This is a genomic window from Pontibacter sp. 13R65, from assembly GCF_047525655.1.
GTDB lineage: Bacteria > Bacteroidota > Bacteroidia > Cytophagales > Hymenobacteraceae > Pontibacter.
In genome coordinates, this window is sequence record NZ_JBLIQL010000033.1 from 26,854 (window position 1) to 40,407 (window position 13,554).

9 protein-coding genes and 1 riboswitch are annotated in these 13,554 nt (G+C 46.5%); of the genes, 5 read left to right on the plus strand and 4 right to left on the minus strand.

Annotated features, from left to right (window positions below):
• Positions 1-313: 313 nt before the first annotated feature.
• Positions 314-418, minus strand: a riboswitch (SAM riboswitch).
• Between the two features lie 268 nt (positions 419-686).
• Positions 687-899: a hypothetical protein gene (locus tag ACMA1I_RS21970; protein WP_337070640.1), complete on the minus strand. Its 213-nt coding sequence runs from the start codon at positions 897-899 to the stop codon at positions 687-689.
• Between the two features lie 295 nt (positions 900-1,194).
• On the opposite strand from ACMA1I_RS21970, the gene ACMA1I_RS21975 reads away from it, so the two are divergent.
• Entirely contained in the window at positions 1,195-3,660 is a 2,466-nt protein-coding gene (locus ACMA1I_RS21975) for a TonB-dependent receptor domain-containing protein (RefSeq protein ID WP_337070641.1), read from the plus strand.
• An 872-nt stretch (positions 3,661-4,532) separates the two neighbouring features.
• On the opposite strand, the gene ACMA1I_RS21980 is transcribed toward ACMA1I_RS21975, so the two are convergent.
• Complete coding sequence (locus ACMA1I_RS21980) at positions 4,533-5,981, minus strand: M48 family metalloprotease (RefSeq protein ID WP_414703966.1); 1,449 nt, start codon at positions 5,979-5,981, stop codon at positions 4,533-4,535.
• A 579-nt stretch (positions 5,982-6,560) separates the two neighbouring features.
• Between ACMA1I_RS21980 and ACMA1I_RS21985 the strand changes: the two genes are divergently transcribed.
• From ACMA1I_RS21985 to ACMA1I_RS22000, 4 genes are all read left to right on the plus strand, one after another.
• Entirely contained in the window at positions 6,561-8,210 is a 1,650-nt protein-coding gene (locus tag ACMA1I_RS21985; RefSeq protein ID WP_337070643.1) for a M1 family metallopeptidase, read from the plus strand.
• A 208-nt stretch (positions 8,211-8,418) separates the two neighbouring features.
• A complete protein-coding gene (locus ACMA1I_RS21990; protein ID WP_337070644.1) occupies positions 8,419-9,855 on the plus strand; it encodes a DASS family sodium-coupled anion symporter in 1,437 nt (478 codons plus the stop codon).
• A 198-nt stretch (positions 9,856-10,053) separates the two neighbouring features.
• Positions 10,054-10,530, plus strand: a complete 477-nt coding sequence (locus tag ACMA1I_RS21995) for a hypothetical protein (RefSeq protein WP_337070645.1) — start codon at positions 10,054-10,056, stop codon at positions 10,528-10,530.
• A 403-nt stretch (positions 10,531-10,933) separates the two neighbouring features.
• On the plus strand, positions 10,934-12,580 hold the full coding sequence (locus tag ACMA1I_RS22000) for an altronate dehydratase family protein (RefSeq protein WP_337070646.1): 1,647 nt from the start codon (positions 10,934-10,936) through the stop codon (positions 12,578-12,580).
• Positions 12,581-12,651: 71 nt separating this feature from the next.
• Here the strand turns inward: ACMA1I_RS22000 and ACMA1I_RS22005 are convergent, their stop codons facing one another.
• Both ACMA1I_RS22005 and ACMA1I_RS22010 read right to left on the minus strand, forming a co-directional pair.
• The gene (locus ACMA1I_RS22005; RefSeq protein ID WP_337070647.1) at positions 12,652-13,200 is read right to left on the minus strand and encodes a DUF421 domain-containing protein; all 549 of its coding nucleotides are present in this window, start codon (positions 13,198-13,200) and stop codon (positions 12,652-12,654) included.
• Between the two features lie 152 nt (positions 13,201-13,352).
• A partial coding sequence (locus tag ACMA1I_RS22010; protein ID WP_337070648.1) for a hypothetical protein occupies positions 13,353-13,554 on the minus strand: 202 nt, incomplete at its 5' end.

Sequence of the window (13,554 nt, forward strand, 5' to 3'; positions counted from 1 at the left end):
AAATGTTTCTCTGAAAACATTTGCCTCTCTTATTACGCAGAACAGCTCGCCATGTAGGTCGAGGTGCTGCTTTTGAGCATAAACCCTCCCATTTTTCTGCAAAAGCAGCCCGGAAGCTGTAAGGGTAACTCTTAACGACAGGAATGCCCTGTTCAGTTCAAGAAAAAGCGGTTTAGTGATTAGTTTGCCAATGGTTATAAGCGGCACAGCAGCAACAACAACTTGTTTTTGGCGAACAGCAGGCTATGGAACGGGAAGAGAAAAGAGGCTCTTCAGCAAAAGGAAAACGTTGGTTGATGTCTTTCATTTTAATAATTTATATTTCCCCATAACAGTTGGGCAGGATTTGGCACCTTTCCAACGGGATGGTTGCCAGAGGGTCTAAGAGCCTGTTCTCTCGCCTCTTCTTCTATAAATTCCTCACCTGGAGAATAGAATTTGCTACAAAGTTAAAAATTATTTAGCAATTAGGTAAGTTTACATCATTTATTTTGAAAAATTACTTATCAGGTGCTTAGCAAGTTAGCTCAAAATAACACCATACGCACGCTGGAGTAAGATTTTGTCTATAGAATAAATGGAGAATGAGCAGTAATTCTTCTAATGAAATTGCCATTCCAGAGAGATTTTAGACTATCTAATACTTTTCCACCTGTCTTAGCAACTGCTGATCCGGTGCCCTTAAACTATCTTGTTGCAAAGAACTGCTCTGAGCGCTCACGGCCGCGGGGCCTCGTCATTGGCCATCGCCGCTGCGTTCCCTCCTGCCCCGCAAGCGGGCTGCCGCCTTGGCGGCACCGGATCTCACGAGGCGGCTCAAGCCAATGACTGGAATTTGTGCGCTTGGCAAAGGCAGTAGCGGGAGGAATAACATTTGACAAGAAGATTATTATTTTCATACCTTCTAAGTACATTCAGTAAGATTTGCCGGGAGGAAGAGCAATTATTTAAATGAAAATGCCCTCCAGAAGGATTTCTGTCGGAATTTTGCCAAGGGTCCACTTGCCCCACAAGCACATTAACCCATTAAACCATTAGCACATTAAATATTCCTGCTGATAGATTTTTACAGCCTTTCTATATAAGAATAGGTGCTGTTGGTCTATTCTGTTTCCGCAGGTTTAAAGTTTAGCTTTTCTTTGTAGAGTGAAGCACTAAAACCAGCTTCCGGCTATCACTAGTACAAAATAAAACATGAAAAAAAGCTTACTTTACCTGCTGTTGGGCTTAACCACCTTCCCTGCCCTGGCACAAGGGCCAGGCGCTTCTCAGTCCGCGCCACAACAACAGGCCGCTCTTTCTACTCCTAAAGGCAATGCCAAAATTAGCGGCGTTGTGCTCGATGCTGCTACCAAAAAACCGGTTGAATTTGCAACAGTGGCCCTGATTGACCTGCGCACCGATCAACCCGTTAACGGCACCATGGCCGACGACAAAGGCCGCTTTACCATAGACAAGGTAGCGGCAGGCAAATACAAGCTCAACGTGAGCTTTATCGGTTATCTGCAACTGGTTATAAACGAAGTAACTGTTGCTGCCGACAATGCCGATTTGAACCTGGGCAGCATCTCCCTCACCACCAACTCACAAAATCTGAGCGAGGTGGTGGTAACCGGCGAGAAAAACCTGGTGGAGGAGAAAATTGACCGCACCGTTTACAATGCCGAAAAAGATGCGACTAATGCTGGTGGCAGCGCAGCCGACGTCATGCAGAAAGTGCCGGGCTTATCTGTAGACACAGACGGAAACGTGATGCTGCGGGGCAGCTCCAATATTCGTGTGCTCATCAACAACAAGCCTTCTTCTATTATGGCTGGCAGCATTGCCGATGCCCTGAAGCAGATTCCGGCCAACATGATAAAATCGGTGGAGGTTATTACCAGCCCATCGGCCAAATACGATGCCGAAGGTTCTGCCGGTATCATCAACATCATCACCAAAAAAGACAGCAACATGCAGGGCGTAAATGGCTCTGTGGCGCTGAGTGGAGGCACACGCTCCAGCAACGGCAACGCCAGCCTGAACATACGCCAGGGCAAATTGGGCATTAACAGCACCATCGGCTCCAACCTGTTTTACAACAAAGGCGATATCAGGCTAACGCGTCTCTCCAACGGTGGCAACGACATTTTCCAGTTCAGCGGCAAAACCAGGCCGCAGGGCGGTTTTATGAACGGACAGGTGGGCTTCGATTACGATATAAACGAAAAAAACAGCTTATCTGGTGGGATACGCTTTAATGGCGGCATGTTCCGGATGCAGAACGACCAGGAGATAAATTCCACTATGTTCGGAGAAGCCAGCCCACTAACCTATGCCGATGTGACCAACCGCTTCAGACGCCAGGGTGCCGACATTAATCTGGATTACCTACATACTTTCAAGCCTGGTCAGGAGCTCGCCATTTTGTCGCTCTACAACTTTACCAACATCAACAACAAAGCCAACCAGGACTATACCTTCCAGAGAGGCATGGACCCTTATGAATTTGTGCGCAACACCAACGATGGCGGAAACGACGAACTGACGTTTCAGGTGGATTATACACATCCTTTTGCGAACAAAACAAATTTAGAGATCGGTGCCAAAACCATTTTCAGGGATGTAGACAGCGATGCCCGCTACAGTACCCTCCGAACAAATGGCCCTGACGAGAACTCCATGAACATCTTCTTTTACGAGCAGGATGTGTATGCCACTTACCTGACCTATGGCTTTGCCCTGAAAAAGACGCTGAATGTAAAACTTGGTGGCCGCTACGAATACACCGACATTAAGGCCGACCTGAGAACCGAGAACCAGGCCTTCGGTAGCAACTACGACAACTTTATCCCAAGTGTGGCGCTGTCTTACACCATGAAAGACATGCATACGTTCAAGGCAAGTTTTACACAACGTATCCAGCGTCCGTCGCTCAACTTCCTGAACCCTTACCGCCAGGTGCAGGCTCGTAACACAGTGGTTGTAGGTGATCCGACTCTCGATGCGGAATTAACCGATTTATTTGAGATTGGCTACAGCACCTATTTTAAAACCACCTCCCTCAGCGCCTCGCTTTACATGCGCCAAACCGACAATGCCATCGAAACGCTGCCTTACCTGGAAAATGACTCTGTAACCGTTATCACTTTCCGGAACATCGCTCAGAATAAAACCTACGGCATTAACCTGTTTGGCAGTGTTAAACCAGTTAACGACTGGACCATTTCGGGGAGCTCCAACATCTATTTTGTAGACCTGAACAGCCAACAATACGGCAGCAACAATGGCTGGATGTACAACATTAACCTGAATTCAGCTTACCAGTTGGGCAAAGGCTACAGTGCTCAATTTAACGGAGGCTTTAACTCACGCAGAATACAGTTGCAAGGCAGCTTTGCCTCTTTCTCTTACCACAGCATCGCCTTCAAAAAAGAGCTGTTCGATAAGAAAGGTGGTATAAGCTTCGGTATCGACAACCCGTTCCGTAGAAACATGCGGATGCTCACAAACTTCAGAACCGATGCTTTTGACCAGAATATTGTGATGAATAACTATAACCGTGGCTTTAAACTAACCTTTAACTACAACTTCGGTCAGATGCAGCAGTCGCCGGTTCGCCGCAAGAAGAGCATTCGTAACGACGATGCCAAGCAAGGTGAAGGTGGCGGCATACAATAACATTGAATTTCCCATTTTCTAGAAAAAACCTCTCTAGTTTAGAGAGGTTTTTTCTTTTTAAAGAAGTAAGAATTGCTGATACATTTTTTATTCAAAACTTTTTCTGCACTTGTATAGAGGTCCGGCTGTACTGGTAACTGCTTTATGAGAAGCCTTTAAGCTTTGATGTTTCATCGTTTAAGTCTGAGCGCTCACGGCCGCGGGGCCTCGTCCTTGGGCATCGCGCTGCTGCATCTTTCCTGCCCGCAAGCGGGCTGCCACTCCCGCGGCACCGGAAACCTGCAAAGGCGCTCAACCCAAGGACTGGTAAAGCTTCGATAGCTGAGGCAGATTGTACTCTCCTCTTACTCATTAGTAGTAGAACAGCGTTTGCTATTTTACTCACAGTAGTTTTTATTGATAGAGGTTAGTTANAAAGGCGCTCAACCCAAGGACTGGTAAAGCTTCGATAGCTGAGGCAGATTGTACTCTCCTCTTACTCATTAGTAGTAGAACAGCGTTTGCTATTTTACTCACAGTAGTTTTTATTGATAGAGGTTAGTTAACTTCACTCAAGATTCTTTTATTACAAAAACAGCATCCCGAAGTAACTAAATATTGCTGCTCAACCAGCTACCGTAGTTAAGCGCACGTAAACCAGTCTTTGGCTTGAGCCGCCTCGTAAGATCCGGTGCCGCTTCAGCGGCAGCCTGAGCGACAGCGAAGGCAGGAGGGAACGCAGCGGCGATGGCCAAAGACGAGGCCTCGCGGCCGTGAGCGCTAAGACTCAATTAATAGAACATTGAAGCTTGAGGGCTCCGGATCGAGCAGCAACTAAGAGAGTTGGAGCTGATTAGAGGTGCAAAAGCAACAATCTTAACAGTTAACCTCTCCTATCGACTCACAACCTTGATCATGGTTCCTTGCGAAAGCTGATCGTCGAGTTGCATACCGTTGAGAATGGCGAGCTCATCTAAACGGCTATCCAGTACCTGAAAACTACGCAGGGCCTGAGCAAGAGTACTGCTACGGCTAAGTGTTTTAATGCGAATGCGCTCTGCCTGCCGGTTTATCTTTTCCGAATCAGTCAACCTGGCGAAGTTCTGCATGGTATGCTCAAACTCGGGGGCATAGTTTTCAAATTCTGCAGGCGAAGCAACACCCATAATGCTGTAGATATTGCCATTATACTGGATCAGGTACGTAAGTACCCGGAGCGAAACTTGCTGCTGCTGTACCTGGTCGGCCACAATGGCTAGTGCAGGCAAGCCGTTTACAGTTACCTGCTTTGTTTGCTGTGCCTGCAAGCTGTTTTGCTTCAAGACTTGCTCCGCCACCGCCTCCAGCGACTCTCCTTGCGCCAGTGTCAGCAGCATCATAGCCTTACCGTCTTTCGGAGCCATCTGAAAGTGTTGCGGCGAATTCTCGTGCCGCCAGTCTGTAGGAATCGGGAAGCGGAAGCGCAGCTCCGGGTGGTAAAAGACCTCCTTCTCCACATAACCCTGCTTCGGGTCTTCACCATAAATAAGGCCGTCTATCAGCTTCAGATAGGTTTCGCGGTTCACTTTAGCATCAGTTAAATTGGCTTCCTGCTGCCACTTATCGGCCAGCTGCCGCACCGTTTTAGATCGCTCTGCCGAGGCGGGGTGGGTAGACAGGAAATTTGGCATTTCTTCGCCGTCGCTGCTTTCCTGCGTGCGTTGCAGGGTATTAAAGAAGTCGGCCATTTCGGCGGCATCATAACCTAACTTGGTGGCATACTCCACGCCCAGGCGGTCCGACTCCCGTTCATCGTCGCGGCCGAACTTCAGGAACAGCAGCCCTACCCCTTGCGAGGCGGCATTGGCAAACCCTTCAAATTCTGGTGCTATAATGCGGCCTAAAACCAAACCAAACTGAGCCAGCACGCCTTTACTCTGCTGCTGTGCCGAATGTCGTGCCGCCACATGCCCAATTTCGTGCCCTAACACTCCAGCAAACTGCGCTTCGTTGTTAAAATGCGCCAGAATGCCGCGTGTAAAATACACATAGCCACCAGGAACCGCAAAAGCGTTAATCACCGGCGAGTCCAGCACTTTAAAATGGTGTTCCAGCTTGCTCCGGTGCGAAATGGCGGCCATTTGCTGCCCTTTTTCCTGCATAAACTGCTGCAGGGCAGGGTCCTGGTACAAACCAAACTGCGCCACAATTTCGGGGTCGGCCTGCTTGCCCAACTCAACTTCCTGCTCCTCCGACAGCAGCATCAGCTCCTTTTTACCGGTCACCGGGTCTGAGGAGCAACTATTTAAAAACAGAATTGCTGCCGTAAAAAAGGCCGCTACAGTGTGTTTCTTCATCTTCATGTTTCAAGCAAATTTGCCGCTTTTAACTAGCTTAATCTGTGTAGCAACGGCAGCGAAAAGGTTTGGTTACGGCAAGGGGCTTTCAGGTTATTTTACACTAAGACCCATGCGAACAGGCCGACTTTAATTGCGTCTGTTTTTGAGAGTGCAGTGCCTCTTACAATTATTCAAATGAAAGAGCCCTTCCAACGGAATTTTACCGAAATCTTGCCAAGGCTTGACCTTATACTTTTTTAACTGGATTAACTCTGGTTCCTGAATACGAAAAACTCCACCCCTGAGCCCTCGGCATAAAATGTTAAAAATAGCTCCTGAAGGCTGTTTTTATTTAAATAATTTGGTTGATGATAGTTAAATTATTAAATGGCTAAATTGTTGATTTAAAAACAGAGTGGAGGAACTTCGATTAAGGGAATGAAAGGATCAGTAATGTAAGTAAAGCTAACTTTAAACTTTGGCCTCCAAAAAGTATACAACTCTTAACTAATTAAAGAGTCTAGCATCTAAAATCTGGTATAATTAGTACCTTACCATTTGTTTTTAGAACAACGCCTAGTTCCTATTCCAATTCTACAGTACATGAAAAATTCGTATTTGCGCAGCATACTCACTTCACTATTAGCTTTTATCGTGCTTCCTGCGTTGGCACAGCAGCCAACGTTTACCCGGCAAGACACCATCAGGGGCTCTATAACACCCGAACGAGCCTGGTGGGACCTCACATACTACCACCTCGACATTGCCGTAAACCCCGCAGACAGCTCCGTGCGTGGCAAGAACACCGTGCATTACAGGGTACTGGAGCCTAACCAGCGCCTGCAAATCGACCTGCAACCTCCCATGACCATGCAGAAAGTCCTGCAGAACGGCAAACCGTTGGAAGTGCAGCAAGATGGAAATGCCTGGTACATAACCCTTACCGAAAAACAGGAAATTGGTGCTGTAAACGCGCTGGAGGTACACTACAGCGGCAAACCGCAGGTAAGTGTTCGTCCTCCCTGGACCGGCGGTTTCACCTGGACAAAAGACAGCAAGGGCCTGCCTTTTGTTGCCACTTCTAACCAGCGCGACGGTGCCAGCCTCTGGTGGCCCTGCAAAGACCATATGTACGACGAACCCGACAGTATGCTGATAAGCGTTCGCGTGCCAGGTAACCTAACCAACGTGTCGAATGGCAGGCTACGTAAGCAGGAAACTAACAGCGATGGCACCAAAACCTTTCACTGGTTTATTTCCAACCCCATCAACAACTACGGCGTGAATGTGAACATTGCCGACTATGTGCACTTCTCTGAAAAATACCAGGGAGAAAAAGGGCCGCTCGACTGCGACTACTACGTACTTCGCGAGAACCTCAACAAAGCCAAAAAGCAGTTTAAGGATGTTCCGCGCACCTTGCAGGCATTTGAGCATTGGTTCGGCCCCTATCCTTTTTATGAGGACAGCTACAAACTGGTGGAGGTGCCGTACCTGGGCATGGAGCACCAGAGCTCTGTTACGTATGGCAACGGCTACCAAAATGGCTACATGGGCTACGACCTGAGCGGTACTGGCTGGGGCATGAAATTCGACTATATTATTGTGCACGAAACGGGGCACGAGTGGTTTGCCAACAACATCACTTATAAAGACGCTGCCGATATGTGGATTCATGAGAGCTTTACCACCTACTCCGAAAACCTCTTTGTGGAGTACCACTACGGCAAAGAGGCGGGTAATGCTTATGTAATCGGCATCCGCAGAAACATACAAAACGATAGCCCGATTATAGGTTATTATGATGTAAACCAGGAGGGTTCTGGCGACATGTACCCCAAAGGAGCCAACATGCTGCACACCCTGCGCCAGATCGTGAACGACGACGAAAAGTGGCGTGGCATTCTGCGTGGCCTTAACAAAGACTTTTACCACCAAACCGTTACCACCCAACAAATAGAAGACTACCTGAGCCTGAAAACCGGCCGCGACCTCAGCACCTTCTTTAACCAGTACCTCCGCGACACGCGCCTGCCACGCCTGGAGTACAAGCAAGATGGTAACAAATTACAATACCGCTGGACCAACACCGTAGATGGCTTTAACATGCCTGTAAAAGTATTTGTAGCCGGAAAAGAGCAATGGCTGCAGCCAACAAATAACTGGCAGGAACTCAAGGGCCTGAAAAAAGGAGCCAAAATAGTGGTAGACCCTAATTTTTACATCGAAAAAGGTAGTCAGGGAGCTTCTTAAGGCGCAAAAGGTTACATTAAGAACCTATGCTTACCAGTACGCTTCCAGTTTTATCTTTAGAAAATTTTATACCTGGAAAGCAATCTTACAGCGGCTAGAAGCTGCGGAATAGTCGTTATGAGCGAGCTCACTCATACCATAATATTTTTTAATTTCTAATTTCTTAATTTGGAAGAGCACTAGTTTCGCTCCCTCAGGTATACACCTCATGTATAAATTATTAGGTTTTCTGGCAGGTCCTGCACTGTTTTTAATAATTCTGCTTACTGTACAAACAGCCTCACTCGATCCGAAAGCACCTCAGGTTTTGGCACTGGCAGCTTGGATGGTGGTCTGGTGGATAACAGAGGCTGTTCCGTTACCTGTTACAGCCCTGCTTCCGCTCGTGATTTTTCCTATTCTGCAGGTTTTCAGCATGGCTGATGCAGCCGCACCTTATGCTAACCCTATCATCTTTTTGTTTATGGGTGGCTTTATGATTGCCCTGGCCATGGAAAAGCAAAACCTGCACCGCCGTATAGCACTGAACATCATCCGGGTAACGGGTACCAAGGCAAACGGCATTATTCTGGGTTTTATGCTGGCTACCGCCTTTCTGAGCATGTGGATCTCTAACACAGCTGCCGCCGTAATGATGCTCCCCATAGCTGTATCGATTGTGACGTTGTTACGTGAACAACAAAGCGGGGAAGAGGAAGAAAGCTACCGTAAATTTAAACTGGGCCTGCTGCTGAGCATTGCCTATGCCGCCAACATCGGGGGCATTACTACCATTATAGGCACACCACCTAACGTAGTGCTGGCTGGCTACATGCAGGAGTTCTACCAGACTGAAATAGATTTTGGCCGCTGGCTGCTGATTGGTGTTCCCTGCTGCTTTATCTTGCTGGCTGCTACTTACTTCCTAATCACACGCGTTCTGTTTCCGCACCGGCTCCAAAAACTGGCTGGCTCCGAAACACTAATCCAGGACAAACTGCAAGAGCTCGGCCCCATGACACTTGCCGAAAAGCTGGTATCTATCGTGTTTTTCTTTACAGCCTTTGCCTGGATATTTAAAGCACAATTAAACCAACTATTAGGTGCCAGTTACCTAAACGACACCGTTATCGCCATGGCAGGAGGAACCCTGATGTTTGTACTGCCTGTAAATCTGGCTAGTCAGAAGTTTGTGTTGGATTGGTCCAGCACTCAAAAATTGCCCTGGGGCATTCTGCTGTTGTTTGGCGGAGGAATTTGTCTGGCCAAAAGCCTCGAAATTACGGGTGTTGTAGAGTATGTAGGCACTAAAATGGCTGGTGAAGGGGCCATGCCTCTCTGGCTGCTCATACTACTGCTCACTACCTTTACCGTCTACATAACCGAAGTAATGAGCAACGTAGCGCTTACGGTTATTTTTGTTCCGGTGGTGCTGGGCATTGCCCAATCGCTGCAGGTAAACCCCATGCTGCTGGCAGTGCCGGTTACTATTGCCTCGAGTTGTGCCTTTATGATGCCGGTTTCCACCCCTCCCAATGCCGTGGTGTTCTCGAGTGGTTTTATTAAAATCTCGGAAATGGTAAGGGCCGGTTTTTTCCTGAACCTGATTTCGGTGTTTGTGCTTGTGGCAATAGCCTTAACGCTGGTAAATTGGGTCTATGGTTAAGAGTTGCTGATTTCTCCTTTTAGCTCGCTCAGTAGTGAAGAGGCTAAGCTATAGTCAAATTTATGTTTTCCCTGAACTGGAAGGCCTCCAGACTTTTACCAGCGCACTAGCCAAAATAACAGGTCATCCTGCAGCCTGGATGCAACCAATTGCCTCTTTTGGAACTCATAGTAATGTAAAATCAATCTTTTTGCTTACATGATAACCAAATACTTTTACCTGATTTTGGCTATGTTTTTATGGAATTGCCAATCAGACAGCGATCTGCTAAATGAAACTGCTGCTACCAAAACATCTGCTGAGGGTATTCCATTTAAACAGGAGTTTTCAATAAAAATGGGCGAGCAGGTTATTTTAACAGGAGGCGAAGCTCCGCGCAAACTGCACCTGTGGCTCAAAGAGCTAAATGACTCTCGTTGCCCTGCAAATGCCACCTGCGTACACTATGGTGCTGCTTCCATTTTATTGTCAGCTTCTAACAGCCAAGGCAAAAACGATACAATAGAAATGTGCATTGGTGGCTGCTACAACCAAGAGCCGCGCAATACCCACACCATTACTACCCAGATTGGGCAAGTAACCTATAAAATTACGTTAAAAGAGATAAGACCTTTTCCGGGATTGGAGCAGGATGCAGACACAAAACAGGCTGTGCTGCAAGTAGAGAAACTCTAAAGCCACATTAAGTCTTTGCTCCATCAATTCTGCTAATAAAAAAAACCTTCCGGAGGTAATTTTAGCTAAACTCACCATAGGGTTAGCAGGTGGCATTCTTATGCCTGGAATAGAAATAAAGAAGTAGCCAGTGCTGGTTCAGTTATATAATTTTTCTTAGCCAGCTTGAACCTGCTATGTAAGCTTTAGAAAGTTTATCAATGCATAAAGAAAAGTAATGCTCCTTTTGTTTAAAGAAGGAGTAAATTGGTGATTGATTGGAAATTTTACTTACTTCTTAAGCTTTCTCCTTTTAAAGCACCTCTCTTAAAATTTTTAATCAAATTCTTTTCAATTTTAGAAATACTTTTTGCTTATTTGCAATATCGCGCAATCGATTGCGCTAATAACCATTAGTATAGATATGTCAAACAAAATTTTAAAAATCCATCCTGATGATAACGTGCTGGTAGCACTGACGGACCTGGAGTTTGGTGAGGTGGTTGAATATAACGGTAACAAGATTGTGCTTGCCGAAAATGTTGCAGCCAAACATAAATTTGCAGAACAGGAATTAGCTCCTGGCGACGAAATTTTCATGTACGGCTCGCTTGTTGGCAAAGCTGTATCTACTATTCCTACAGGTGGCGTGCTTACGATTCATAACGTGAAGCACTCTGTTTCTGAATTCACCGGCAAAACAAAAGTTACCGGCTGGACAGCACCTGACGTATCTAAATGGGCAAACAGAACCTTTATGGGTTACCATCGTGCCGATGGTCAGGTGGGTACCGGCAACTACTGGCTGGTTATACCAATGGTGTTCTGCGAAAACCGCAACGTAAACATTATCAAGCAGGCTTTTATAGATGAACTTGGTTTCGGCCATCAGGACATCTACAAGTCGTATGTGCAGCAAATGGTGGAACTCTACCAGGCTGGCAATATCGAAGAAATAGAAAGACTATCGTTACAGGCAACTTCGTCTACCGGACAGAAGCGTGTATTCGAAAACATAGACGGTATTAAGTTCCTGACCCACGAAGGTGGCTGCGGTGGTATCAGACAAGACTCTGATATGCTATGCGCCCTGCTGGCAGGTTATATCAACAACCCGAACGTAGCTGGTGCTACCGTGCTTAGCCTCGGATGCCAAAATGCGCAGGTTAGCATTCTGGAAGAAAAAATAAAGGCCATTAACCCGAACTTCTCTAAGCCGCTTATCGTGCTGGAGCAGCAAAAAGAAGGAACTGAGCAGGAACTGTTATCACAGGCAATCCGCAGAACCTTTATCGGTTTAGTTGAAGCTGACAAAAACACACGCCAGCCTGCTCCTTTGAGCAAACTGGTAGTTGGACTGGAGTGTGGTGGCTCTGATGGTTTCTCTGGTATTTCTGCCAACCCATCTGTAGGCCATGCTTCTGATTTGGTAGTAGCCTTGGGTGGTAAATCTATTCTGTCGGAGTTCCCGGAACTTTGCGGTGTAGAGCAGGACCTGATTAACCGTTGCGTAGACGAACAGACTGCTGATCGTTTTGTGCACCTGATGCGTGCATATGCGCGTGCTGCCGAGGCAGTAGGATCTGGTTTCGATATGAATCCTAGCCCAGGCAACATTAAAGACGGTTTGATTACAGATGCTATTAAATCGGCTGGTGCGGCTAAAAAAGGTGGTACCTCTCCTATTGTAGATGTACTGGATTACCCTGAGTACGTAACAAAGCCAGGTCTGAACCTGCTTTGCACTCCTGGTAACGACGTGGAAAGCACAACCGCTATGGCTGGTTCAGGTGCTAACATCATTCTGTTCACAACTGGTTTAGGCACTCCAACTGGTAACCCGGTAACTCCAGTTATTAAAGTTTCTTCTAACTCAATTCTGGCCCAGCGCATGTCTGACATTATCGACGTGAACACTGGTCCTGTAATAGAAGGCACTAAAACCATCGAAGAAATGGGCGAAGCGATGCTGGAGCATATTATTGCAGTAGCCAGTGGCGAGATCCAGACGAAAGCACAATTGCTTGGTCAGGATGACTTTATTCCTTGGAAAAGAGGGGTTTCTCTTTAATCTGATCTTCTATCAAAATATAAACCGGCTGGATTCCGAAAGGAGTTCAGCCGGTTTTTGTTTTAGTTGAGTTACGTGTCTAGGTTTATTCTGTTTTGTTGTTCTTCACCCTTCACGTTTTCCAGTGTGTTTATTTTGCCGGCCTTGCTGTTGTCTATAATGGTTAAGTCTCCTGTTGTCTCTAAAATGACCATATCAACAGAATCCAGGTTGGCAAGCCCTTGGTGCCTGCCCGCGCTGTAAACTTCTTCTTTAGTTACCCGCTGCTCCTGCATGGTATGGTACAAAAACTCACCTTTGTAAAAAATTAAGGTCGGACTGCTGGTTATAATAGTCTTCACCTTTTTTATTCTCACAGACAGCCATGTTAACAAAAACTGGAGTAAGATAAAGACAGCAAAATTAGTTACTCCGTCGGCCAGCGTCACGTCTTTACTCAGAGATAAAGTGGCCAGGCTCGAACCGAGGGCAATCGTAATTATAAAATCAAATGCGTTCATCTTAGAGAGAGTTCTCTTGCCCGAAATCCTTAACAAGATGATCATGGAGACATACCCTAACACAGTGAGGATAATTGTCCTGACAATACTCTCCCAATTATCGAAGAAAATCTGTTGCATATGCTGCTTTCTAAAGGGTTAAGTTTACTCTTTCTTTATAAGTAAAGAAGGGAAGTAAGTTTTAGAAAAAGCTTGTCTTGTGTGATTTAAGATTGATAGAAGTAATTCTTTACACAGCGCAAGGATTACGGAGTAGACACAATTTGATTTACTTATTGGATTGATGCTAGCGGCTTGGAATTCATGAGACGTGCAAGACCGTCTGCCGTAGCATAGCTTATGCACGCGGCCGTCAGACTGTCTAACAACTCCTCTACCATGTAACTTTCGTTCTGGCAAAGGACTACCTGTAAGAGTACTAGTCGCTTACTGCTATGAAATTCAAACAGGCTTTTTGCCGGGACGAGCCTCCTT